The 25,486-nt window shown below is 45.3% G+C and carries 22 protein-coding genes and 3 pseudogenes; 12 read left to right on the top strand and 13 right to left on the bottom strand.

Going from position 1 to position 25,486, the window contains the following annotated elements; all coding sequences use genetic code 11:
• Positions 1-120 precede the first annotated feature (120 nt).
• The 3 genes and pseudogenes from CDO84_RS21800 to bglA form a co-directional block, all read left to right on the top strand.
• Positions 121-201, top strand: a pseudogene (locus CDO84_RS21800) (PTS sugar transporter subunit IIA); the annotation flags it as partial.
• Positions 202-292: 91 nt separating this feature from the next.
• Positions 293-593: pseudogene (locus CDO84_RS19730) on the top strand (PTS sugar transporter subunit IIA); the annotation flags it as partial.
• A gap of 13 nt (positions 594-606) precedes the next feature.
• Positions 607-2,046, top strand: a complete 1,440-nt coding sequence (gene bglA / locus CDO84_RS19725; protein WP_040081206.1) for a 6-phospho-beta-glucosidase BglA — start codon at positions 607-609, stop codon at positions 2,044-2,046.
• A gap of 102 nt (positions 2,047-2,148) precedes the next feature.
• Here bglA and ahpF read toward each other — a convergent pair whose 3' ends face one another.
• From ahpF to gntR, 6 genes are all read right to left on the bottom strand, one after another.
• On the bottom strand, positions 2,149-3,678 hold the full coding sequence (gene ahpF, locus CDO84_RS19720) for an alkyl hydroperoxide reductase subunit F (RefSeq protein ID WP_014666062.1): 1,530 nt from the start codon (positions 3,676-3,678) through the stop codon (positions 2,149-2,151).
• A gap of 13 nt (positions 3,679-3,691) precedes the next feature.
• On the bottom strand, positions 3,692-4,255 hold the full coding sequence (gene ahpC, locus CDO84_RS19715; RefSeq protein WP_014666061.1) for an alkyl hydroperoxide reductase subunit C: 564 nt from the start codon (positions 4,253-4,255) through the stop codon (positions 3,692-3,694).
• A gap of 473 nt (positions 4,256-4,728) precedes the next feature.
• Entirely contained in the window at positions 4,729-6,135 is a 1,407-nt protein-coding gene (gene gnd, locus CDO84_RS19710; protein ID WP_040081209.1) for a decarboxylating NADP(+)-dependent phosphogluconate dehydrogenase, read from the bottom strand.
• Between the two features lie 22 nt (positions 6,136-6,157).
• Positions 6,158-7,504 (bottom strand): gluconate permease GntP, encoded by a 1,347-nt coding sequence (gene gntP, locus CDO84_RS19705; protein WP_014666059.1) that lies wholly within the window; start codon positions 7,502-7,504, stop codon positions 6,158-6,160.
• Between the two features lie 28 nt (positions 7,505-7,532).
• Positions 7,533-9,074, bottom strand: a complete 1,542-nt coding sequence (gene gntK, locus CDO84_RS19700) for a gluconokinase (protein WP_040081211.1) — start codon at positions 9,072-9,074, stop codon at positions 7,533-7,535.
• Positions 9,067-9,798 (bottom strand): gluconate operon transcriptional repressor GntR, encoded by a 732-nt coding sequence (gene gntR, locus CDO84_RS19695; RefSeq protein ID WP_014666057.1) that lies wholly within the window; start codon positions 9,796-9,798, stop codon positions 9,067-9,069. Before gntR ends, gntK begins: the two co-directional genes overlap by 8 nt.
• 194 nt (positions 9,799-9,992) lie before the next feature.
• On the opposite strand from gntR, the gene CDO84_RS19690 reads away from it, so the two are divergent.
• Complete coding sequence (locus CDO84_RS19690) at positions 9,993-11,141, top strand: glycerate kinase (protein ID WP_040082481.1); 1,149 nt, start codon at positions 9,993-9,995, stop codon at positions 11,139-11,141.
• A gap of 92 nt (positions 11,142-11,233) precedes the next feature.
• Positions 11,234-12,265, top strand: a complete 1,032-nt coding sequence (locus CDO84_RS19685) for a polysaccharide pyruvyl transferase family protein (protein WP_040081212.1) — start codon at positions 11,234-11,236, stop codon at positions 12,263-12,265.
• Positions 12,266-12,304: 39 nt separating this feature from the next.
• On the opposite strand, the gene CDO84_RS19680 is transcribed toward CDO84_RS19685, so the two are convergent.
• The 3 genes from CDO84_RS19680 to CDO84_RS19670 form a co-directional block, all read right to left on the bottom strand.
• Positions 12,305-13,882 carry a Na+/H+ antiporter gene (locus CDO84_RS19680; protein ID WP_040081215.1) on the bottom strand — a complete coding sequence of 526 codons (1,578 nt, stop codon included), beginning with the start codon at positions 13,880-13,882 and terminating at the stop codon, positions 12,305-12,307.
• A gap of 332 nt (positions 13,883-14,214) precedes the next feature.
• On the bottom strand, positions 14,215-14,907 hold the full coding sequence (locus CDO84_RS19675) for an LrgB family protein (RefSeq protein WP_040081217.1): 693 nt from the start codon (positions 14,905-14,907) through the stop codon (positions 14,215-14,217).
• On the bottom strand, positions 14,880-15,281 hold the full coding sequence (locus CDO84_RS19670; RefSeq protein ID WP_040081219.1) for a CidA/LrgA family holin-like protein: 402 nt from the start codon (positions 15,279-15,281) through the stop codon (positions 14,880-14,882). Before CDO84_RS19670 ends, CDO84_RS19675 begins: the two co-directional genes overlap by 28 nt.
• A 227-nt stretch (positions 15,282-15,508) precedes the next feature.
• Between CDO84_RS19670 and CDO84_RS19665 the strand changes: the two genes are divergently transcribed.
• Complete coding sequence (locus CDO84_RS19665) at positions 15,509-15,940, top strand: MarR family winged helix-turn-helix transcriptional regulator (RefSeq protein WP_040081221.1); 432 nt, start codon at positions 15,509-15,511, stop codon at positions 15,938-15,940.
• Between the two features lie 55 nt (positions 15,941-15,995).
• Here CDO84_RS19665 and CDO84_RS19660 read toward each other — a convergent pair whose 3' ends face one another.
• A complete protein-coding gene (locus CDO84_RS19660) occupies positions 15,996-17,066 on the bottom strand; it encodes an SDR family oxidoreductase (protein WP_014666046.1) in 1,071 nt (356 codons plus the stop codon).
• A 129-nt stretch (positions 17,067-17,195) separates the two neighbouring features.
• Here CDO84_RS19660 and yxaF point away from each other — a divergent pair, with 129 nt between their 5' ends.
• From yxaF to CDO84_RS21795, 3 genes and pseudogenes are all read left to right on the top strand, one after another.
• Positions 17,196-17,771 (top strand): transcriptional regulator YxaF, encoded by a 576-nt coding sequence (yxaF, locus tag CDO84_RS19655; protein WP_014666045.1) that lies wholly within the window; start codon positions 17,196-17,198, stop codon positions 17,769-17,771.
• A 91-nt stretch (positions 17,772-17,862) separates the two neighbouring features.
• Positions 17,863-18,876 carry a quercetin 2,3-dioxygenase gene (locus CDO84_RS19650; protein WP_040081224.1) on the top strand — a complete coding sequence of 338 codons (1,014 nt, stop codon included), beginning with the start codon at positions 17,863-17,865 and terminating at the stop codon, positions 18,874-18,876.
• Positions 18,877-19,022: 146 nt separating this feature from the next.
• Positions 19,023-19,166, top strand: a pseudogene (locus CDO84_RS21795) (DUF418 domain-containing protein); the annotation flags it as partial.
• Between the two features lie 33 nt (positions 19,167-19,199).
• Here the strand turns inward: CDO84_RS21795 and CDO84_RS19640 are convergent.
• Positions 19,200-19,655: an RDD family protein gene (locus tag CDO84_RS19640; RefSeq protein WP_040081225.1), complete on the bottom strand. Its 456-nt coding sequence runs from the start codon at positions 19,653-19,655 to the stop codon at positions 19,200-19,202.
• A 253-nt stretch (positions 19,656-19,908) separates the two neighbouring features.
• On the opposite strand from CDO84_RS19640, the gene CDO84_RS19635 reads away from it, so the two are divergent.
• Positions 19,909-20,334, top strand: coding sequence for a DUF5391 family protein (locus CDO84_RS19635; RefSeq protein ID WP_040081227.1), 426 nt, complete (start codon positions 19,909-19,911; stop codon positions 20,332-20,334).
• A gap of 100 nt (positions 20,335-20,434) precedes the next feature.
• Positions 20,435-21,667 (top strand): outer membrane protein assembly factor BamB family protein, encoded by a 1,233-nt coding sequence (locus CDO84_RS19630; protein WP_040081229.1) that lies wholly within the window; start codon positions 20,435-20,437, stop codon positions 21,665-21,667.
• A 43-nt stretch (positions 21,668-21,710) separates the two neighbouring features.
• On the opposite strand, the gene CDO84_RS19625 is transcribed toward CDO84_RS19630, so the two are convergent.
• Together CDO84_RS19625 and CDO84_RS19620 are read right to left on the bottom strand one after the other, a co-directional pair.
• Complete coding sequence (locus tag CDO84_RS19625; protein WP_040081231.1) at positions 21,711-22,178, bottom strand: RDD family protein; 468 nt, start codon at positions 22,176-22,178, stop codon at positions 21,711-21,713.
• 204 nt (positions 22,179-22,382) lie between these two features.
• Positions 22,383-23,720 carry an aldehyde dehydrogenase family protein gene (locus CDO84_RS19620; protein ID WP_040081232.1) on the bottom strand — a complete coding sequence of 446 codons (1,338 nt, stop codon included), beginning with the start codon at positions 23,718-23,720 and terminating at the stop codon, positions 22,383-22,385.
• A 142-nt stretch (positions 23,721-23,862) separates the two neighbouring features.
• Between CDO84_RS19620 and CDO84_RS19615 the strand changes: the two genes are divergently transcribed.
• Complete coding sequence (locus tag CDO84_RS19615) at positions 23,863-24,999, top strand: TetR/AcrR family transcriptional regulator (protein ID WP_040081234.1); 1,137 nt, start codon at positions 23,863-23,865, stop codon at positions 24,997-24,999.
• Positions 25,000-25,486: the final 487 nt, after the last annotated feature.

The following is a 25,486-nucleotide window of genomic DNA, read 5'->3' as shown; positions in this document are numbered from 1 at the left end:
AAAATTATAGCATAAACCGCTTACAATGATAGTTAGTGCGTAAATATTTTGTTTCGGTATTGATATATTATACCGGTACAATTATAATGAAAGCGCAACCAAAACGAAGGGGTGGGTGAAATGTCGGGGAAAGTGAGAGATTATACGAGACTAGCAAAAGACATTTTAGAGGCCGTAGGCGGGGAAGAGAATGTGATTGGAGCTTCTCGCTGCGCTACCAGACTTCGATTGGTGCTGAAGCGGTTTACCCCTAAAGCGAACGATATCGTAAAATCGATGCCACCATCCCGGCGTTATTACGGTTGTCATGGTTGCGCCTACAAAGCATGCGATTGGCCTGCGTTCAGCGTCTGGCGTCGAATTGCTTGCGCACATCGGGCTGGATACGGTGACATTAGACGGCACGCCTTTTTCCTTGAAGGTAAAAGAAGGCGATACCGTCAAAAAAGGCGAAGTGCTTGTTGAGTTTGATAAAAGGGTTAACAACGATTACCCCTGTCATCATCACGAATTCACATGCGTACCAGGAAATTCTGATTGAAGAGATTGAGGAAAGTGCATTACATCAAAAAATATTTACAGTCGTAAGCTGAGGAGGAATTAAACATGGGAAACATGCCAAAGGATTTTTTATGGGGCGGTGCTTTAGCTGCCCACCAATTTGAAGGCGGATGGAATCAAGGCGGTAAAGGGCCGAGTGTCGTCGATGTGATGACAGCGGGTGCGCACGGCGTGCCGAGAAAAATCACGGACACGATTGAAGAAAACGAATTTTATCCAAACCATGAAGCCATTGATTTCTATCACAGATACAAGGAAGATATCGCTTTGTTTGCGGAAATGGGATTAAAATGCCTGCGGACGTCCATCGGCTGGAGCCGCATTTTTCCGAAAGGCGATGAGGCTGAACCGAACGAAGCGGGTTTGCAGTTTTATGATGATGTGTTTGATGAATTGCTGAAGCATGGGATCGAGCCGGTCATTACCCTGTCTCACTTTGAAATGCCGCTGCACCTGGCAAGAGAATATGGCGGCTTCAGAAACCGGAAAGTCGTGGACTTCTTCGTCAACTTTGCAGAGGCTTGCTTTACCCGTTACAAAGAGAAAGTGAAGTACTGGATGACATTTAACGAGATCAACAACCAAATGGATGTGAACAATCCGTTGTTCCTATGGACGAATTCAGGTGTTGTGGTTGGCGAAAACGAAAACGCCAAGGAAGTCATGTATCAAACGGCGCACCACGAACTAGTGGCGAGCGCATTAGCAGTGGCAAAAGGAAAAGACATCAATCCAGAGTTCCAGATCGGGGCCATGGTATCACACGTGCCGATTTATCCTTTCTCCTCCAATCCTAAAGATGTGATGCTGGCTGAAGAAGAAATGAGGCAGCGCTATTTCTTCCCTGATGTGCAGGTGCGCGGTTATTATCCAAGCTACGCGTTGAAGGAATTTGAACGCGAAGGCTACAACATCACATTCGAAGACGGCGATGATGAGATTTTAAGAAACGGAACCGTCGATTACTTAGGCTTCAGCTATTACATGTCAACAACTGTGAAAAGCGATGTGAAAAATGATAACACTGGCGATATTGTAAATGGCGGCTTGCCGAATGGTGTCGAAAATCCGTACATCACTTCGAGTGACTGGGGATGGGCGATTGATCCAACCGGGCTGAGATATACGTTAAATCGTTTTTATGACCGATACCAAATCCCGTTATTCATCGTTGAAAATGGCTTTGGCGCAGTGGATACGCTGGGGGTGGACGGCAAAGTTCATGATCCGGAACGCATTCAATATTTAAAATCGCATATTGAAGCATTGGAAAAAGCGGTCACTTACGACGGTGTTGATTTAATCGGCTACACGCCGTGGGGCATTATTGATATTGTCTCCTTCACAACTGGCGAAATGAAAAAACGCTACGGCATGATCTATGTTGATCGTGACAATGAAGGAAACGGATCCATGAAGCGGTATAAGAAAGATTCCTTTGAGTGGTACAAAAATGTCATTCAAACAAATGGCGAGGAACTATAAGAAGCTGGCCCGAATTTACCGTAGTGCCTGGTTCGGGTTTTTTCTGTAGAAAAAGAAAAATCCGCTATCCTGCCAATCTGGCAATATAGCGGATTTCTTATATTAGTTACGGATTAGGTAATCAAACGCGCCGAGAGCGGCAGTTGCACCTGAACCCATAGAAATAATAATTTGGTTGTACGCACTGTCTGTGCAGTCGCCGGCAGCAAATAAGCCTGGTACGCTTGTTGCGCCGTGTTTGTCGACGATGATTTCGCCTATGCGGTTGCGTTCAACCGTTCCTTCTAACCATTCTGTGTTTGGCACGAGACCGATTTGGACGAATACACCTTGGAGTTCAACGTGTTTTTCTTCCCCTGTTTCGCGGTCTGTGTATGTGATGCCGTTAACGCTTTGATCGCCTGTGATTTCTTTTGTTTGTGCATTTTTCACGACAGTGACGTTTGGCAGGCTGTAGAGACGTTTTTGCAGGACTTCGTCTGCTTTCAGTTCTGGCGCGAACTCTAGCACGGTAACGTGATTGACAATACCTGCAAGGTCAATCGCTGCTTCGATTCCAGAGTTTCCGCCGCCGATCACCGCTACGTCTTTGCCTTCAAACAATGGCCCATCACAGTGCGGGCAGTATGCGACACCTTTGTTTTTGAACTCTTGTTCACCAGGTACGTTGACATTGCGCCAGCGTGCACCTGTTGAAAGGATCACTGTTTTACTTTTTAGGACAGCGCCGTTTTCGAGTTCAAGTTCGAACAGATCTTTCTTCTCAAGGCGTTTCGCACGCTGAAGGTTCATGACATCAATATCATATTCCTTCACATGCTCTTCAAGACTTGCCGCAAGCTTCGGTCCTTCCGTCGCTTTGACGCTGATGAAGTTTTCGATGCTCATGGTGTCAAGAACCTGTCCGCCGAAGCGCTCAGCGACAACACCAGTGCGGATGCCTTTACGTGCAGTGTAGATCGCTGCACTTGCACCAGCAGGTCCGCCTCCGACAACAAGAACGTCAAACGGCTCTTTGTCAGCAAACTCAGATGCATCTGCGCCGCTGCCCATTTTCGCAAGAATTTCTTCAAGCGTCATACGGCCGCTTCCGAACGATTCGCCATTCAGGTAAACGGTCGGCACTGCCATAATGTTTTTGCTTTCAACTTCTGCTTTGTATGCTGCACCGTCAATCATCGTGTGCGTAATGTTCGGGTTCAGCACGCTCATCATGTTTAAAGCTTGTACAACATCAGGACAGTTATGGCATGTCAGGCTGATATAAGATTCAAAGTGGTATTCACCGCTGATCTTCTTCACCTGATCAATGACTTTTTGGTCTACCTTAGGCGGTCTGCCGCTCACTTGGAGCAACGCCAACACTAATGATGTAAATTCGTGGCCCAGAGGGATACCGGCGAAAGTCACGCCAGTGTCTTCTCCGACACGATTGACACTGAAGCTTGGCGTTCTGTTTAATTCAGCTTTTTCAACTGAAATTTTAGATGACATGGAAGCCAGCTCATCAACGAGAGCCAGCATGTCCTTAGAAGTGTCATCTTCGCCTGCGCTAACTTTGAGAACAATGTCATTCTCAATTAGCTGCATATATTGATTTAATTGTGCTTTGATATTTGCATCAAGTACCAATTGAATGCACTCCTTAGATTTTACCTACTAGATCAAGGCTAGGTGTAAGAGTTTCGCCGCCTTCTTCCCATTTAGCCGGGCAAACTTCACCTGGGTTTTGACGAACGTATTGAGCTGCTTTTACTTTGCTGATCAGGTTGCTTGCGTCACGGCCGATACCGCCCGCATTGATTTCTACAGTTTGGATAACGCCATCTGGATCGATGATGAATGTTCCGCGGTCAGCAAGACCAGATTCTTCGTCAAGAACATCGAAGTTGCGAGAGATCGTTTGAGATGGGTCACCGATCATTGCGTAAGTGATTTTGCCGATTTTTTCAGAGCTGTCATGCCAGCCTTTGTGTACGAAGTGAGTATCTGTAGAGATAGAGTATACTTCAACACCTAATTCTTGAAGTGCAGCGTATTGGTTTTGAAGATCTTCAAGCTCAGTTGGGCATACGAAAGAGAAATCTGCTGGGTAGAAGCAGAATACGCTCCATTGGCCTTTCAAAGATTCGTTTGTTACATCGATGAATTCACCGTTTTTGAATGCTTTTGCTTCGAATGGAAGTACTTCTTTACCGATTAAAGACATAATGTATATTCCTCCTAAAAATGTATTAGAAAGCACATTCGCTTTCAATAATAATTCTAATTATATATGAATTATTAATTAATATATATTTTTTGTCAAGCCATAACCTACTTTTTTTCATCTTGTTAAAGGTGTGACAGGTAGGATTTAGGCATTTCTTTTATAACAGATGAGAGGCTGATTCTCAATTAGACAAGGTTTTCAAGGACTTTTATAAATGAGAATGCCAAGACGTTGTAAGCATTTGAACATTTTATGACACCATAGGCAAGGAGCAAAGGACAAAGACCAAAAGCAGAATAGAACAAAACAGCAAGCTGCTGTCACATGATGGTCTTGGGGATTGTTTCTAGCTATTATTGTATCACTGTTTATGATATTTAAAACATAACTTATGTCTTCTGTTGTTTGAGAAGAAAACATAGATGAAAAAAACACGGTTCAGTTGAAACTGACCGTGTTTTTGATACAGGTTATTCAGACCAATTTGTATGGAAAACGCCGTCCATATCAGTCCGTTCATACGTATGAGCGCCAAAGTAATCGCGCTGCGCCTGCAAGAGGTTCGCATTGGAACGCCCTGCGCGGTAGCCGTCGTAATAAGAGAGCGCTGTTGTTAAGCATGGGAATGAGCTTCCGGTGCTGATGCCCTCACAAACGACTTTTCGCATGCCTGTTTGATAAGCCTGGAGCTTATCTGAGAAATAAGGCGCAATCATCAGGTTTGACAGGTTTGGCTGCTCGCTGAATGCTTCACTGATCACGTTTAGGAAATCTGCGCGGATGATGCAGCCGCCGCGGAAAATCAACGCGATGTCTTTGAGCGGCAGGTTCCAGCCGTAAAGCTCAGATGACATTTTGTATTGGGCAAAGCCTTGTGCGTAGGCGCATACTTTCCCCATGTAAAGAGCCTGTCTGACGTATTCAATCCACGTGTCTTTATCAAAATGTTTTTCTTCCGTTTCCGGGCCTGCTAATACATCTTGAGCCGCTACGCGTTCTTCTTTTAAGGATGACAGGTAGCGGGCGAACAAGGACTCTGTGATGATCGTGGACGGGATGCCGTTATCAATTGCCTGCATGCTCGTCCATTTTCCGGTTCCTTTTTGGCCGGTTTTATCAAGAATGACATCGATCAGAGGCTGCCCTGTTTTTTCGTCTTTTTTGCGTAAAATCTCAGCTGTAATCTCTATTAAATAGCTTTTCAGCTCACCTTGATTCCATGTTTCAAAAATAGATGCAATTTCATCAAGCGGCAGACGCAGCGTTTCTCTCAAAAACGTATACGCTTCTGCAATCAGCTGCATGTCGGCATACTCAATGCCGTTGTGCACCATTTTTGTAAAGTGCCCTGCTCCTTTTGGTCCGATATAGACACAGCAAGGGTCGTTTCCGACTTGAGCTGCGATTTTTGTCAGGATAGGAGCGGCTTTCTCATAGACGTCGCGATCTCCGCCCGGCATGATGGAAGGCCCTGTTAATGCGCCGACTTCACCGCCGGAAATGCCGACTCCCAGGTAGCCGATCCCTTTTTCCTTCAGCTCGTCATATCTTCTTTCTGTGTCTTCATAGTGGGAGTTTCCTCCATCCATGATGACGTCGCCTTCTTCAAGCAAAGGCATTAATGATTGGATGACGGAATCTACGGGTTTACCCGCTGTGACCATCAAAAAGATTTTTCTTGGTTTCTCTAACGATTGAACAAAGTCCTCTAGCTCGTAATACGGGCTGAGAGATTGTCCATCCAGCTTTTGGACAAGCTGGTCCGTTAAATCTCTGGTGTAATTATAGACAGCGACGTTTTCACCTTTATTTGCCATGTTTAAGGCGATGTTGCTTCCCATTACGCCTAAGCCTATGACACCAATCGTATTCAACATGTGTTACAGCTCCTTCTTAATTTCATACAACTAAACTTAACAATAAAATGAATCCCAGTCCAGCAACGGAAATAATGGTTTCCAGCAATGTCCATGTGGCAAATGTTTCTTTCATGCTTAATCCGAAGTATTCCTTGAACATCCAGAAGCCGGCGTCATTGACGTGTGAAGCGATGACACTTCCGGCGCCTGTTGCAAGCACGACTAATGCCAGGTTAACATCAGAATGCCCCAATAACGGTATGACCAAACCCGTTGTGCTTAGAGCGGCAACAGTGGCTGAACCTAGAGAAATGCGCAGGATCGCTGCGATAAGCCATGCCAGAATGATTGGCGATAATGCCGTTCCTTTGAATAAGTCTGCTACGTAATCGCCAACACCGCCGTTGATCAGCACTTGTTTGAAGGCGCCGCCTCCTCCGATGATTAAAAGCATCATGCCGATTTGTGAAATGGCAGTTGAACAAGAGTCCATCACAGTTTTGACTGGAATGTTGCGTTTGATCCCCATTGTATAGACTGCAACCAATAACGAAATAATCATAGCAGTCGACGCGTTTCCAATCAATCTGATAAAAGCTAAAACGCCATTATCTGCAAACCCGATTGTTTCTTGAAGCAGGTCGATAATGGTCGCGACCGACATGATGATAATCGGGAGCATTGCAGTAAAGACACTGATTCCAAAGCCGGGTGTTTCTTCAAGGTTAAACGTTTTTTGTGTGCCGAGTGATGCAATATTGCCGTTTTTCTCAAATGATGCAGGAACGATTTTTTTCGCGAACTTTGTAAATAACGGTCCTGCGATGAGCACTGTCGGAACAGCAACGATAAAGCCGTACAGCAGCACCTCTCCAATGTTTGCGCCATACTCACCAGCGATCGCCGTTGGTCCCGGGTGCGGCGGCAGAAAACCGTGCGTGACGGATAGTGCCGCGACCATCGGGATTCCAAGAAATAAAATAGAAATCTTCAATTCTCTTGAAATCGCAAAGACAATCGGAATTAATAGAACGAGTCCTACTTCAAAAAATAACGCAATCCCAATAATGAATGAGGCAATGACAACAGCCCATTGAATATTTTTTTCACCGAATTTGTTAACGAGCGTCATCGCAATGCGCTGTGCGCCTCCTGAATCCGCGATCAGCTTGCCCAGCATCGCACCGAGCCCGAAGATGAGCGCGATGTGGCCAAGAGTCCCCCCTATTCCTTGTTCGATGGAGCTGACAACTTTATCGAACGGCATCCCGAGTGCCAGTGCCACGCCGAACGATACGACCAGCAGGGAAATAAATGTGTTTAGTTTTAAGCCCATAATCAAAAATAGTAATGCTAAGATCCCAAGTGCAACGATGATTAACGGCATGGTAATGCCCTCCCCTTCATGTCATGTACTATTTGTGTGTGATTAAGCCCCTCTGATAATTTGCAATTTGCGTATATTGATTTTCTAAGGATCTTGATAGATTGATGAAAATCGGCATTAATGTTCTGTACTCTTTGGCTGAGTCTTCGATCGGCGTATGTCTGTATGTGCTGCCGATCATGTCGGACACGGCGTCAAAAGAATCGATTTTTCCTGTCGCATACAGGCCTAAAATGCAGGCGCCGAGACATGAGCTTTCGTAGCTTTCCGGAACGACAACCTCTGATTCGAAGATATCCGACATCATTTGGCGCCAAACCTCCGACCTTGCAAATCCCCCTGTTGCTTGGATGCGGGTTACCGGGCCATCCATGCATTCTGTTAATGCCAGGAACACCGTGTACAGGTTGTAAATGACGCCCTCTAATGCCGCGCGTATCATATGCTCTTTCTTATGCGACATGGTCAGGCCGAAAAAGGAGCCGCGTACATCTGGATTCCACAACGGAGCACGTTCTCCGGCGAGATATGGGTGGAACAGCAGACCGTCAGAACCGGGTCTGACGCGTTGGGCAATTTTCGTCAGCACGTCATATGGATCAATGCCCAGCCGTGTCGCTGTTTCGATTTCGGAAGAGGCAAACTCGTCTCTGATCCAGCGAAGGACGATGCCCCCATTGTTCACAGGTCCCCCGATCACCCAATGCTTGTCCGTCAAGGCGTAGCAGAAAATTCTCCCTTTTTCATCGGTTTGCGGCTTGTCAATAATTGTCCGGATGGCGCCGCTTGTTCCAATGGTGACGGCGATTTCGCCTTTTTTAATGGCGTTGACGCCGAGGTTGGAGAGCACGCCGTCGCTGGCCCCGATGACAAAAGGCGTTTCCGGATCGATTCCCATCTGGATCGCTATTTCCGGGCTGCAATGCTGAAAGATCTCGGTTGTCGGCACGAGTTTGGATAAGTGATCCGGCGTGATGCCTGCAATGCGCAGTGCCTCTTCGTCCCAATCCAAGCTTTTCAGGTTCATCATGCCTGTCGCTGATGCCAAGGAGTAATCGATGACATACTCATTGAACAGCTGTCTAAAAATGTACTCTTTGATGCCGATATATTTTTTTGCCTTGGAAGCGATTTCTTTCCGCTCATTCGTGATCCAGGCAATTTTACTTAACGGCGACATCGGATGAATCGGTGTTCCCGTCCGTTTGTACACCTCATGTCCGTTCAATTCATCCTTGATCTTATGAGCCCAGCTTTCGCTTCGGTTGTCGGCCCATGTGATGCATGGCGTCAGCGGCTTGTCATTTTCGTCGATTGCAATGACGCTGTGCATGGCGCTGCTGAACGAAATGAAAGAGATCTGTTTTTCGGGATGCTGTTTTGTAATTCTCGCTGTTGTTTGGATGACGGCCTGAAAAATCTCTTCCGGATTTTGTTCAGCTGTTGAGATGTCCGGTGTATAGAGCGGGTAGCCGATGCTTTCTTTCTGTACCACATTTCCGTTTTCACTGAACAGCACAGCTTTTGTGCTTGTTGTGCCGATATCGATTCCTAACATATAACTAGTCATTGTTGTATTCAGCTCCTTTTGCCAGCATTTGTTGTGAGAGCCACAGGTCTTCTACCTTTTCTTGCACATCATCAAAGTTTTGGTGAAGCGACTGAATCATCAGCGCCCTATCCTTTGTTTTGATGGCTTGAATATAAAGCTCATGGTTATCTAAAATCCTTGTGAAGTCATCATATTTTTCCTTTAACCGTACCCGCATGGATAAAAGAATAAAGCTTTCCATGACAGGTTTTAGATTGTTCCAGATCATTTGAATGTATGAATGATCGATGGCTCTGATTATCGTTTCATGGAACAGCACATCTTGAAATGAAAATTCGTCAGCGTCTTCATATTTGATTGAAACTTTCATCATTTCAAGAATTTTGCTGAGATCCTTAACTAAAGGCTCAATGTCTATTTTGACGAGCCGTTCAAAGACAAATGTTTCTAATAGTAAACGCACATCATAAATTTCCGCGATTTCCTTCTCAGTTAAACCAATTACGACCGCTCCCATTCGTTCTAAGCGGATGATTTTTTCGGATGCGAGTATTTTTAGTGCTTCACGAACCGGCGAACGGCTTACTGAAAACTCGGCGGCAATCGTATTTTCTGATAAAATGGTACCGCTTTCAATCAGGCCTGAAACGATCCGCATTCTCAGCTCGTATGCGACACGAACCCCGGTTGACGCTTTTGAGAGCCACTTTGCGGGATACAACAGGTCTTTGGAATCTAGCATACACTCACCTTCCTCACTCAAGGAGTATACTTGTATACAAGTATGATAACGTGAATGTTTCTTTTATGCAAACACTTTCATTTCTAATTTTTAATTAAATTTTTACCATATTATATAGAATTTATTTCCAGCGATAGTGTGGTACATTGGAGATCAATAGGTTAATGAATCATGTTTTGAAAGAGGCGATTTGGATGAAAATCATCATTGCACCTGATTCTTTTAAGGAAAGTTTATCAGCTCTGGAGGCCGCCGACGCGATAGAAAGAGGATTCAAATCGGTCTTTCCGGGTGCTGATTACAGAAAATTGCCGATGGCGGACGGCGGCGAGGGAACGGTTCAGTCGCTCGTTGATGCCACAAATGGAAGGGTCATAGAGCAGGTTGTGACAGGACCGCTGGAGAAACCGGTAAAAGCGTTTTTTGGCATGATGGGTGATGGGAGAACAGCTGTGATTGAAATGGCTGCTGCTTCGGGACTGCATCTGGTGCCCGTTGATAAACGAAATCCGCTCGTCACTACAACAAAAGGAACGGGAGAATTAATCGGAGCGGCTCTTGATGCGGGAGCGGAGCGCTTGATCATCGGAATCGGGGGGAGCGCCACGAACGATGGAGGAGCCGGAATGATCCAGGCATTGGGCGGAAGGTTTCTTGATGACTCAGGACGCGAGATCGGCCCAGGGGGCGGCGCGCTATCTCAGCTTGCATCAATAGATATCAGCGGGCTTGATCCCAGGTTGCAGAATGTCAAACTGGAAGTCGCGTGTGACGTGGATAATCCGTTGACAGGGCCAAAAGGAGCTACGGCTGTTTTCGGGCCGCAAAAAGGCGCGACGTCCGACATGGTGGATGTACTAGACCAGAACCTAAGCCATTTCGCTGATATCGCAGAAAAAGCGCTCGGAGCAACCTTGCGAGAAAGAGAGGGAGCAGGTGCAGCGGGCGGTCTTGGGTGGAGCCTGCTGACTTTTCTTCAGGCTGACTTGAAAAGAGGCATTGATATTGTTCTTGAAGCGGTTGATTTTGAAAATATCGTTCAGGATGCAGATCTTGTAATTACCGGTGAGGGTCGGATTGACAGCCAAACGGTTCACGGAAAAACGCCGATCGGGGTAGCCAAGGCGGCTAAATCATACGATGTGCCCGTCATCGGCATTGCGGGATCAATATCACCGGACAGTGATGCCGTCTACCAGCACGGCATCGATGCGCTTTTCAGCATCGTTCCCGGAGCCGTGCCTCTAGAAGACGCGTTTGAACATGCCGCGGAATATATGGAAAGAACGGCGCGGGACATCGCGGCGTCTATCAAATTGGCGAAAACGATGTTTTTGATATAGCCGGTGCACATGCCAATGCATAGCCATCCTTCTTTTGGGGTAGAGACAGTTAACACATAATGAGGAATTCATCCCAGAAGGAGGACGCAGATATGACTGTACAAGAAATCAAAGGCAAAAAACTAGTTAAAGGCATTGCGCCAAATGTGGAGCCGGAAGCTCTGTTAAATGATAAACGAAAAGTATTTTTGTTTGGTTCCCCTAGTTATACAAACATTGGCGACCAAGCGATTGCGTATGCGGAAGAGAAATTTATCAAAAATCATTTTCCGTATTATGAATACATTGAAATTATGGATTATGCGACGGATGAGGGCATTGAACTGGTGAAGGAGATCATTCGTGAAGACGATATTGTCTGCTTTACAGGCGGAGGAAACTTAGGAAACCTTTATCTCGATATTGAGGAAGACAGAAGAAAGGTCTTCTCGGCGTTTAAAGACTACAAATCGATTTCTTTGCCACAATCCGTTTATTTTGAGGATACAGAGGAAGGGCAGAAGGAAAAGAAAAAAACACAGGATGCGTACCATCAAAATACAAACTTAACGATTGCTGCGCGCGAGACGCAAACACTCGATGTGGTGAAAGAGACCTTCAACTCCAATGTGATCTTTACACCGGACATGGTGCTTTCCTTGGATATTGTGCCGCGAGAGCTCGAGCGGGACGGCGTTCTCTTTATTTTAAGAGCGGATAAGGAGAAAGTGACTGACGAAGATTTTATTTCACAGATGAAGAAATGGGCAGAAAAAACAACTTACACGGAGCGTACCGATACGGTGCTGGATACGGTCGACACCATCGATTACGCCGATCGTGAAAAGCATTTTATGGAGATGCTGGACCGCATCGGCTCCAGTAAATTGGTGATTACCGACCGCCTTCACGCGATGATTTTCTCGATTATCACGAAAACACCTTGCCTTGTCTTCGGGAACAGCTATGGCAAAGCCAAACATTCATACCGAGATTGGCTTGAAGGCTTAAACTTCATTGAGTATACGGATAAGAATGATGTTGAGGAGCTGGAGCGCATGATTGACCGCCTGCTTCAAGCAGATCCGAATGACGTTGATTTGTCTAAGGATTTTCAGCCGCTGATTGATTTTTTTAGATCATAAAGGAAAAAGCAGACTGCTGACAGTCTGCTTTTTTGTGTATTAATGATCGTCTTCCAAACGAACGATTTCATCAATGATCCGGGCTTGCTCTTGCTCAGCCACTTCGTTTGAGATGATATCTTCTTTTGATAGGTTTTCAATCGCTTGGTATTGAGCGTATAACGAATGTTTCTTCAAGATGGTTTGTTGTTTGTTTTTGAGTTCCGGATATGATTCAAATAATTGATTTGTTTGTTGATGCAGCTGGCTGACTTCTTCTTTGTATTGGTCTGTCAGTTCGCTGGAGACAGCTTCGTGTATAAGCAAATGATGTTTGGATTCCTGGACTTCTTTGATGGCGGTTTCTAAGCGATGTCCTTTTGCTAGCAGTTCCTCATATTCCTGATTACCTTCATCCTTTTGATTCACGCCTAACCGTTCAAGAAGCGGTTTGATGCTGAGGCCCTGGACAACGAGGGAGAATAAAACAACACTGAAGGCGAACACAAGAATGTCTTCACGCCCCGGAAAGTCTCTCGGCAGGCTCAGCACCAGTGCGATGGATAGAGAACCCTTCAGCCCGCCCCAATTAATCGTATGCTGCCATGAAGCCGGAAAGTTTTTGATAAAGGCCAGACTAATATAGACGGCGGCACTTCGGGCGATAAGCACAATCACAATCGCCGTAACGGCCAAACCCCATTTATCTGTGAGGTCAATTCTCGTAATCTCAAGTCCGACCATTAGAAAGACAAGGGAGTTCGCAAGCAAGGCGGCGACGTCCCAAAAGTTATTGATATTCAGCTTTGTCGTCGGGCTCATGCCGATGTTGGCGCCATAATTACCGAAAATAAGAGCGGCGACAACAACGGCGATTACCCCGGAGGCACCTGCCATTTCCGCCAATAGAAATGAACTGTAAAACAGAATGATACTGAAAATAATTTCTAAAGGGTAATCATCAAAGTACTTGGTGAGCTGGGAAAAGACATATCCAAGTATGCCTCCGATGATCAGGCCGAGAGAAATCACTTTGACAAACTCCCACAGGCCTAAACCGGCGCCTTGGATGCCGAGATCCAGATATGTCATCAAGTAAAAAGCGGAAATGTTGAACAGCACAACCGCCAGCCCGTCATTGAACAGGCTTTCTCCTTCAACGACGATCGAAAGCTTTTTCGGCGCGCCGACACTTTTGAATATGGATAGCACACTCACGGGGTCAGTCGCGCTCATCAGCGCCGCAAAAACAAACGCCGCAGGAATGGCCAGATGCATAAGCCACATGGAAGAAAAGCCGACGATCAGAAACGAGATGAGTGTACCGCCGAAAGCCAGTGCCAGAACGGGCCGTTTGTTTTCTCTCAAATGGGAAAAAGGAAGTTTCAGCGCCGCTTCTCCTAATAAAGCCGGCAAGAATAGTGTTATGATGACAAAGTTAAATACTTCTCCTTCAGTAATAAAATCTTTAAGCGGTTCTAAGAGCGGAATATGTACAAGTCCAATGATCGTTCCGACAATCACCAGTGCGATGGGATAAGGCTGCCTGCACTTCTTGGCAATCGCAGTGATTCCGGCTGCGATCATAACCAGCAAAAAACCCAGTTCGAAAATATGATGCAAGTCTAAGTGGTCCATTTGAACCTCCTTTATGTTAATCGTGCAACGAAAGAATTACCCTCATTTTGTGAATGATAAACATATCTTATGTAAGACAGCTCTATGTCAGTCTGGAGAAAGCAAAAAAGCAGGCAATTTGCCGGCTTTTGGTTTCTTTATTCTATAAGCCAATGGAATTTACTGCACTCGACACATGAGAACGAACTTTATCAAATGATAATTGATCCTTCATTTTATCAGTGACACTGTCAATCGCTTTTCCTGACATAATATTTAATGATCAGTTTCCTATCTCTGCGTTACGATTACACACAAAAAAAGACTGCCCTCCGCCGGGGCAGTCTTTCTTGTTAAATATGAAACAGCCAGACGACGATTGGGCCGAAGAATGAGCCGAGCACCGCACAAAGCGTCATGGAGACGGAACTCATGGATACGGCCAGTTCCCCATATTCCAATGCTTTGGAGGTGCCTAGCGCATGGGAGGCGCTTCCTAGTGCAATGCCTTGTCCAAGGGAGCTGCGTATGCGAAGCCATTTTAGGAAAAGCGGCCCGAGGATGACGCCTGAAAAACCCGCTATCATGACAAATACGACTGTCATGGAAGGGACGCCTCCTAGACCAGCGGCGATTTGAATAGCGACAGGGGTTGTGATCGACTTTGGCAGTATGGATAATAAAAGATCATGATCAATCCCGAATGCTTCTGCGAAGACCAGTCCGCTGATCATTCCCATGCATAATCCGACCAGGACGCCGCCTAGAATGGGAATACAATGTTTGACAATGATATGCCATTGTTTATAAAGCGGATAAGCCAGTGCCACAACAGCCGGCCCAAGCAAAGAATTGATCCATTTCCCCCCGATCATATAGCCTTCATACGAAACATGGAACATGATCAAAACCGCTACAATCAATATGGTCGTTGTCAGAACAGGGATCAGAAATGGAAGCGGGAATCGCTTATAAAGTTTGGCCATGGCTACATAAGCGGCCACTGTTAAAAGAATTATCATGATTGCGATACATGCTTGCTGCATTTCTCTTTCTCCTCACGTTTTTTTGCTTTTTTCTCTAATAGCTGGCTGGCGAATCCAGCCGCAATGATGGTGACGATGGTGCTGAGTACGACTGTAATCAGCAGCATCAGACCATTGAATGAAATAAGTGACGGATAGTTCATCACTCCTGTCATGGCCGGGATGAACAATAATGGAAGAAAGGACAATAAAAAACCTGCTCCGTCTTCAATGATGGAGACGGGGACAATACGGAGGCCCAGACAGATCAGCAGCAATACCAATCCGACGATGCTTCCTGACACAGGTAAATGAAACATGTGCTGAAGGGCTTCCCCGATCATAAAAAATACATATAATATCAACACTTGCAAGATAACTCGTATGACTTTCACATCAAGTGCTGCTCTCCAATGAGAGCAGCTTCCTCCTTTCTGGTGACTTGCTTCTAGGATGGTTCTGAGGAATCGCTTTACTTTCTATTTATATGATTGTACTATACAAGTATAATAATTGATTTGGTCATATAACGACTTGTATTTATTCAGTTAATATACATTTGTATTATACAAGTATATATGATGTTGTCAATGACGGAGATTGGAATGGGGAGCGAGAGCGATTGCGAAAACAAAATCCAGTTGAATTAATTGAATATGAGCTGACGACTTTTATCAGGAGAGCCGTTTATCTGGATCAATCAGAGAAAAGAACAGGGAATTTGGAAAGATCTTCTTACTTATTGCTGAGACAATTGGATGAGTTTGGGCCTGCTCGTGTTAAGGAATTGGCAGAATCGTTCAAGCTTGATATTTCAACTCTTTCAAGACAAGCAGCTGCATTAGAGGCAAAGGAGCTCATCCATCGCTTTTCAGACCCATCTGATGGGAGAGTCAGCCTGTTTACCATTACAAAGCTCGGTAAACAAATTTTAAAAGCCGATCAGCAAAAGCGCCTTGAACGTTATGAACAGATGCTGCAAGAATGGTCAACACAGGAAAAAGAGATATTCGGCGAGCTGCTGCAGCGTATGAACAAGGCTTTTATTGATTAACAGCTAAAAACCCATGGTTCGATGGAACAGCATGGGTTTTTCTTATGGGCAGAGATTATTTGCACCGTTTGGCGGCAGCCCAAGCCACTAGTCCGGCAACAACAGCCGCCGATACAATCGGGCGCTTCGCAGCCTTCGTGTAATAGCTCCTTGACCGCATCCATCCTTTATTTGTGCCCCTGTCATGCATGCCGTAGCCCGCTTCATAAAGCGCGCTTTCTTCTCGCGGGTTGGACGGTCTTTCGGCATGCTGGCTGTGATACATGATTTTTTCCATCAGTCTGTCGGTCAGACGAGGGAAAAGCGCGCCCAGCATGGCGATGGCTTTTGCCTGTGACCCGATATACATGTCGCGCTTAGGGTGTTCGGCGGCAAACAGGATGGCTTCGGCGACTGCTTCCGGCGGATAGATCATGGAGCGGTAATGAGCCGGCTGTTTGTCAAGGTAGCTGTGCGCGTGCTCGTTATAGGGTGTGTCGATTCTGCCCGGGTGGATGAGCGTTACCGAGACGGGCGCCTGTTCCTTTTCGAGTTCCATTCGGATGCTTTCCGTCCAGCCGTGAAGCGCGAATTTGGCTGACGCATATGTGGATTGAATGACCGTTCCCCTGTCTCCGAACAGGCTTCCTACATTAATAAGTGCGCCCGGCACGCCTCTGCCGGTGTAGTGTTTGACAGCAGCTCTTGTTCCGTAAACGGGCCCCCAGAAATTTGTGTCAAACAGCCGCTTCATGTCTTCAACGGTGACATCCATGGCATGTCCGAAAGTCGAGACGGCCGCATTGTTAACCCATGTGTCAAAGCGGCCAAATGTGCTGATTGCGGTTTCGGCGATGCGGTTGACGTCCTCTTCTTTTCCGACATCCGCCTTCACCCATATGGCGTCGTGTCCTTTATCCTTAAGTTCATCAGTGAGCTCCTTCAACGCATCTTCATTTCGCGCTGCTGCCACGACCTTTGCGCCTTTTTCAGCTGCCATTCTCGCCGTGACAAGTCCGATACCGCTTGAAGCGCCGGTAATGACAATCACTTGATCCTTGAGTTTTTTCAGTTTGATCTTCGTTTTCAAGCCGGGGTTCTGTTGTTCAATCTGTTCTGTATTCGTGACTGAATAATCGTTTGCCATTGAGATCCCTCCTAGAGGCTGTTTTTTAACATTTACCCCATCCGGGAGGGTCTTACCCCTTTTGACAATCACAGGGTTCTTTTTTATATTATATAAGTCGCTCTACCATACCTAGGAGGGAATGTTTTAATGACTAGCAGAGGAGATTCACGTGAAAAAATCCTTCACACGGCGTCACGTCTGTTCCAGCTGCAAGGATATCACGCGACAGGTTTGAACCAGATTGTGAAAGAAAGCGGTGCTCCTAAGGGATCGCTCTATCATTTTTTTCCGAATGGCAAAGAAGAATTAGCAATTGAAGCGGTTACATATACAGGGAAATTGATTGAACATCTGATACAGCAAAGCATGGAGGAGTGCTCTGATCCAATAGAAGCGATTCAGTTTTTTATCAAAAAAACAGCCAGCCAATTCGACAACACAGAAAGCATTACAGGTATTCCAGTCGGTTTGCTGGCGAGTGAGACAGCGTTAATCAGTGAACCGCTGCGGACGGTTTGCATGAAGGTGTTTCAAAGCTGGGAAGCGGTTTTTGCCAGAAAATTAATGGAAAACGGGTTTGCAGAAGAAGAGGCAAATCAGCTTGGAATGCTGATTAATTCGATGATTGAGGGCGGTATCATGCTTTCGTTAACGAATAAAGACAAAACGCCCCTTCTTCTCATTGCCGAACAAATACCAGTGCTGGTGAGAAAAAAAGGGTAGCATTTTGTTATCCTTTCTCCTACAATTATATAGAACGGTCTAGTCAGAAAGTTATAGTATATAGACTGGTCTAAATTGGAGGAAACGATTTATGAAAACATTATGGAAACATTCATTGCCTAAAGAAAAAATGCCGTATTTGCTCCGGAGCGGGGAAGGCGAGCGTTATCTGTTCGGCAGACAGGTTGCCACGGTGATGGCGAATGGAAGGAGCACGGGCGACCTGTTTGAGATCGTGCTGCTTTCCGGGGGAAAAGGAGATGCCTTTCCGCTTCATGTCCACAAGAATACGCATGAAGGAATTCTCGTTTTGGACGGGAAGCTTGAGCTGACGCTTGATGGAGAACACTATTTACTGATATCAGGTGATTATGCCAACATTCCGGCGGGGATACCGCACAGCTACCGGATGCAGAGCCACAGAACAAGACTGGTGTCTTACACGATGAGAGGAAACGCAGCCCACATGTATTCCGTGATTGGGAATCCGTATGATCAGGCTGAACATCCGCCGTTCGCAAGCGAAGAAGTGCCAAACGAGCGATTTGCAGAAGCTGCCGCTGTAGCGGACATTGTATTTTTAGATGAAGAAAAGCCTGCATGTTCGGCAACATTAGCGGAACTTACAGAGCTTCCGGATGGAGCTGTTCCATACGTTCTTGAATCTGGAGAAGGAGATCGATTATTGACGGGAGATCAGCTTCACCGTATTGTGGCTGCCCAAAAAAATACAGACGGCCAGTTTATCGTCGTAGTATCGGACGGCCCTAAAGGCGACCGAATCGTTGATCACTACCATGAACATCATACAGAAACATTTTATTGCCTTGAAGGTCAGATGACGATGTGGGCAGATGGCCAGAAAATTCAGCTGAACCCGGGAGATTTCCTGCATGTCCCTGCAAATACCGTTCACTCCTATCGACTGGATTCTCATTATACAAAGATGGTGGGTGTCTTGGTTCCAGGATTATTTGAACCGTTTTTCCGGACGTTAGGCGACCCTTATGAAGGCCACATTTTCCCAAGTGAGCCTCAGGCTTTGCGCTTTGATCGCGTTTTGCAGAATATTGAAGCGTTGGATTTAAAGGTAATAAAACCATAAAGATGACAGGATTGTAAGGTTTTCATGACTGCCTGACACCTAAATCGATGGTTCCGTGCTCCTTTTTTTCATACTCTAAAGGTACAGAAAAAAGGAGCGTGATGGCTATGTCTTCATTACAGCCGACTTTGGCAAATGAGCGGATCGGTGTGCTCATTACGATTGCTGTTTGTGCCGCTCAAATGGTCTTCAGCCATCTTTGGCTTCTCGTCTTTCGAATGAGTCCGTTTGAGTGGCTGTGGAGAAGCGCTACGTATCTGTCGTGGCAGTCTATTATAAAAAAACAAAAGTCTAGACGCTTATTGGCGCTAGACTTTTTTGTATTATTTATACACGACACGTGTTTTGCAAATGATGTCATGCAGGCCTTTTTTCTCACCAAAGGCGATCATGATAAATCCAATATAAAAGATGATGCCAGATAAGATATAGGCAAAGTAACGGCCAATTGCCTGGCCGATAGAAACCCGTTCACCTTGTTCATTGACCACTTTCAGGCCAAGAATTTTTTTTCCGAGTGTGCCTTGCATTTTAGATGCTGTGAGCAGTCCGTAATATAACACACTGATGACGATCATGATCAGCATAGTTGGCAAAAATGCAATCGTCATGTATGTCACCATATACTCCTCTTGGGTCATGTAAGGGTTTGCTGCCACAGCCCCAGCTACAAACACAGAATTGATAATAAATAGAATAATATAACTAGGAACAGATACAATAATGCCGTCAATAAAATAAGCTAAAAAACGAATCCAAAATCCTGCTGGTTTTTCCATGTATTTTTCTCTCTCCTCTGAATTAATCTGGAATAGTATACTTTGAAAAACATGTACATGCAATATGATATGGTGATAAAATCCTGATATTACAGAAAAATGAGTCTATTATCCTTTGTTTTTTACTATATAAATATACTAGAAAGAAGCCAGCGTTTGCTTTTGCATTCTGGAATTTATTAATAAATAATGAATTTTCTACTCAGCTCCCTTATAATGAAAAGGTTAATATTTCTATCTGAGGAGGAGTTTGATGTCTAGAAAAAACAGCGTGGCGATCATGACAGCCATTTCTGCATTTCTTTTTTGCGCTGTGATCGTAGCGGCTTCACTTTCGCCGCTGGCCGGGACGGGAGCGGCGTCCAATCAGTTTAATTCAGTTGGCATGTGGTCATCTGTCGGGATGATCCTTGTCTTGTATTTCATTCCTTTTCTCATTTATATGCTCGGAGTAGATGCGATGAGATATGTCATGGCGGTGCTTTGCGGCTTTGGGCTGCTGATCCATTTGTCTTCGGCCGGTTTTAGCTTGATGTTTAGTTTCTTTAGTGACCACCTGCTTTCTGAGATGATTTTTGTGGTCGGGGTTAGTCTCGCTGCGGCTGCTGTCAACGTTATTTGGTTTGTGGCTGCATTTCGTTCGGGTGCTGAAAAAACGTCTGTGCATACTCTTACATAGTTTTCTAGTTTGTGATGGTTTTGTGAAGTAGAATGAAAAAATGGATGAATATGTTATGATGGTCACATATTAGAAAATACATATAATGGGGGTCTCAATGATGGTTAAGTCATTTCGAATGAAAGCTCTGATAGCGGGAGCTGCGGTGGCGGCTGCTGTTTCGGCCGGCGCTGTTTCTGATGTGCCCGCTGCCAAAGTGCTTCAGCCGGCAGCTGCTTATGCGGCGGAAACGGTGTTTTCTCAAAATAATGAAGCATCCGGCTTTTTGACAGGAAGATATGATGTACAAGCGATGGCGCCTGCCATGTTTAACTGGTCACGTGAAAGCCGGTTCGCCGGAAATACAGACGGGACGCTGAAATGGCAAAACGACATCAGAACGACTCCGCAGAATGGAGCGGGGGCTGTGATTGACGGAGACGGCACAGTATATCTTCATTCCAGAGACGGGGAAATGAAAGCCTTTAATCCGGACGGCTCAGTCAAATGGGTGACAGGCAATTTGGGAAAAACGTTCACACAATCCCCTGTACTCGGAACCAACGGCGTTATCTATCTGGCATCTTATGATAAAAAAATTTATTTTATCGACAAGGAAACGGGTGAGATTTTAACAACGGTTCCGTTAAGCGGCGGGCCAAGCTCTGAAACGGTGATCGGTTCAGACGGCACGTTGTACTTCTCAACACTTGATAATTATGTTCACGCGGTCAAACCGACGTCCAAATCAACTTGGACAGAGCGCTGGAAGTTGAAAACAAATGGTGTCGTCAGCTCTGTGCCGGTGCTTGCCAAAAACGGCACCGTGTATGTCGGCACATACAATAACGTGTTTTATGCGATCAATTCCGGAACCGGACAGGTGAAATGGTCCAGAACGACGTCAAATGCGTTTAAAGGATATCCGGTGATTGATAAGGATGGCACCGTTTATGCGGGCAACCAAGACGGACAGCTGTATGCGTATACGTCAACAGGCAGCTTAAAATGGACATTCCCGCTCAACGGGTTCTCAAGTTCATCGCCTGCGATCGACCATAACGGCAACATCTATATCGGCTCAGGAAGCGGCGAGCTGTTTTCCATCAGCAAAAACGGGGATATGAACTGGTCATTCTACACAGACGGCCCTGTCAGAACGGCGCCGTTGATTGATGCGAAGGGAACGGTTTATTTTGGGTCAGATGATATGAAGGTTTATGCGGCGGACGCAAACGGCAATGAATTATGGAGCTATCAAACCGACAGCAACGTCGTGTCATCTCCGCAGCTTGCTGAGGACGGAACACTTTATATTGGAAGTTATACGAAGCTGATGGCTTTTGGGAAATAGCAGAACAGGCTGGCGAGGTGATCTCGGCAGCCTGTTTTTGGTATCAATCAAGATGTTTATTTTTATAAATCACCTTTGTCCCGCAAATATAATCGTGTAATGCCAGTTTAGAGGGGAAAGCCGCCATAATGTAACCGATATACAAAATTCCTGATGGTATGTAAGCGAAAAAACGGCCAAAGCTGTGCCAAAATGAAATTCGCTCGCCATACTGATTGACAACGATGATACCCATAAGTTTTTTGCCTAGTGTTGCTTGCATTTTTGAAGAAGTCAGCAAGCTATAATAAAGAATACCGAAGATATATATGATGGCGATAACAGGAATCGTCCCGAATATCAGGATATAAAATTTATATTGATCTTCTGTCATATAGGAGCTTCCTGCATCAATGAGAGGCAGGACAATGAAGGTGTTAATTTGGATCATAATAAAAGCAAAAAAATAGATAATTAAATCATCAATAATAGAGGCAACTGCCCGAATCCAAAATCCAGCTGGCTTTTCCATGTATAATATTCTCTCCTTTGAAGTTTTCTGGGATATTATACGTTAGAGGTTGCGCGGTTTCAATGAGATATACTAGAGGAATTTGGTCTCGTAGTGAAAATGGTATTTTATAACTATATATTTCTTTATTTTGCCTTTTTGTCTTTAGGTGAATAGAATGATAAAAAAGAACCTGCAAGTTAATGCAGATTCTCTTCACTACAATTATTCAGCGGCCTGAATAAATACACCCTTCTCATGAGAAAACTCTTTGAATCCGTATACCCCATGATAGGAGCCGATTCCGCTTGTGTTGACGCCGCCGAACGGCAGGTTGACGTCGCTGAAATGGACGACAACATCATTGATGGCGGCATTGCCTGATGTCGTGTGATGAAGAACGTTGTCAATCAAGTCTTGGTTGTGGCTGAATACATAAAGCGCAAGCGGTTTATCGCGATCATTTACGTAATCGATGACCTCGTTGATGTCTTCATAGTTCATCATTGGCAGAATCGGTGCGAAGATTTCCTCCTGCATGATTTTCATATCAGGCGTGACGTTTTTCAAAACGGTTGGCGAGATCGTGCGGTCGCTGGCATCAAATACGCCGCCGAACACGACTTCCGCCCCTTTTTCGATGGCATCGTCGAACAGGTCTTTGACGCGGTTGAAGTTGCGGTTATTGACGATTTGCGTGAACTTGCTGCGATCTGGGTTATGATCATCCTCCATAAATCCTGCGTTGACAATTGTTTGTAAAATGCCTGCGAACCTGTCCTGAACGTCTTTTTTAATGAACAGGTAATCAGGTGCGATGCAGGTTTGGCCGGCGTTTACGAATTTGCCGACGGCGATTTTTTTCGCTGCGTCCATGAGATCGTATTCGCTGTCGATAATCGTTGGGCTTTTGCCGCCAAGCTCAAGTGTGACAGATGCCAAGTGTTTGGCCGCCGCTGTCATGACGATTTTCCCGACATTTGTGCTTCCAGTGAAGAAAATATGGTCGAACGGCTGATCAAGAAGCTCGGTTGCCACCTCAACCTCTCCTTCAAAAATCGCGACTTCTTTTTCATCAAACGCGTCTCTGATCACTTTAGCGGCAATGTTGCTTGTGTTCATCGTGAAATCGGACAGCTTCACAATCGCGCTGTTTCCGGCTGCGAGAGAAGCGGCAAGCGGCGCCATCGTCAGCATAAACGGATAGTTCCACGGGCCGAGGATGAGTGTGACGCCTTTAGGCTCGTACATAAGAATCCCGTTTGCCTCAGGGCTTAACGATGAACCGACTTCCTTAGGCGCCATCCATTGTTCCAGGTTGTTCATATTATCTCTGATCGCTTTTTTCGTTCCTTCGATTTCCGCTTTTTTGACCTCGTGATATGGTTTGCGGACGTCTTTGCGGATCGCTTCAATGATTTCTTCCTCATGGGCGATGACGGAATCTAAAAAGCGCTGAAGCTTCTCTTTGCGCTGTTCCGCTGTTGAAGCACGCAAGGCTTTTTGCTGTTTTTTCTGAAGCTGAAAGACACGCTGGATGTCGTCCTTTACTTTCTGTTCCATTGTAAGATCCCCCTCATTTGCTTTCTTCTTTTCTCGGACCTATTATAAGGTGGTACCTTTTTTATAAGAAAGACAACGGTGAACCATCTATACGTTACCGTACATATATTGAACAACTGTCTAATGATTGGAGGTGTCTTTTGTGCCGGAATCTGCCGAAGCTCAAGTGAAACAGGCGCTGCTGGCCTTATTGGAAGAAAGAGATATTCAACATATCACAATGAAAGAAATAGCTGAAAGGGCCAAAGTGAGCCGCGGATCGCTCTACCTTTATTATGAGGATAAGTTTTCAATCATTGAGGATTTAATCGAAGACATGAAGGAAGAGCTGGGCAAAGCGCTTTTTGACGCCTTCAGTCATTTGGATACCCTCCATTTGAACAAAAAACGGCAAACGGTGCATCCGACTCTGTCCTTTGTTCACGAGCATCAATCCTTTTTTTCTGTGATGATGAACAGAGGGCATTTCCATCGTTTTTTTAAGGATGTGTTTCAGCATGATGTGCTGCTGGCTCCGATCCATGTGAATTTGACGCCGATCGAACGAGAAATTTACGGACATTACCGGGCCTTGTACACATACGCAATTATCCTGTATTGGCTGAATGAGGATGCGGCCGCGGCTCCGGAAGCTATCAGCCAAAAGGTATGGGAGCTTGTTTCTCAAAAGAGATTTTATTGGCTGTTTGGACAAGCTGTGCCAGGAGAGCGAGAGAAGGACAAGCCAATCGACAGGCGGGTGGTTCGAACGAGAGAGGCGCTCCAGCAGGCATTTCTGGACGTATTGGCGGAGAAACAAGACTACGTGGGCATCACGATTTCGGATATTACGCGTAAAAGCAATATCCGCCGCGCAACTTTTTATGATCACTATGCCAATAAAGAGGAATTGCTCCAAACCATGATACAGCGATCATGTGCGGAGATCATTGATCACCTGACGATTGCCTCAAGTCCGAATGAGCTTTCCTTCGAAGAAGCGGAGGAGGCGCTCGCCGGCCTGCTTTCTGATTTATCAAACATGCCCATTGTTCATTTTCTTAATCGGGAATGGAGTGTTCCTCATGTGATACCTAATATGTTCAAAGCGCTAAAATCGTTTTATCTCCATCAGCAAACTGACGCGGAGAAAAAGCTTTATGCCCATTATGTATCCGCAATGATTATCGGGCTGATATTGTATCGGCTCGATGAAGGGAAGGCGCATCCGCCGGAAGTGCTGGCGAGGGAGTTTTTGCAGTTTTTGGATGTGAAGAAGTATAAGGTTGTATTGCTATAAACCAGCCAGTGGCTGAAATGGAAGGCCGGAGAGTAACTTCAGTATGTTATGAAAAGAAAACCTGAGAGAGGTAACGTTTACAGGATATAAATTTGCCCGGATAGTCAGTCCGGGCTTTGTGTCGTTATGTCACTTGGTCTTGTGAGTTTCTTTCTTTTCTTTCAAAGTGAAATTTAAAAATAGAAGGGCTAAAAGAATTAGCGCAATGTTCACCGACCAAGATTTCCAGCTTGAAGTAGGATCTAAAATCGTATTGAAGAGCAAGTGAATGATAGAAGAAAATGAAAAGAGTAAAAATAATAGTTTGTTTTGCGACATAAATTGCTTGACCTTTCTGTTGAAAATTTAGTTGTAATTATAGCATAATTACATAAAACAAGAAATAAATCCACAAAAATGAAATTGCATAATAGTTTATTTTGAGTGGTTCACTTATTCTAAGTACATTATTTCAGACCGGTGAGTAACCCATAAACAGATTGCCTCT

It is taken from the genome of Bacillus sp. MD-5 (assembly GCF_002201875.1).
Lineage (GTDB): Bacteria > Bacillota > Bacilli > Bacillales > Bacillaceae > Bacillus > Bacillus stercoris.
Note: the sequence above shows the minus strand (reverse complement) of the source record. Positions and strands in the feature narration are given on the sequence as shown.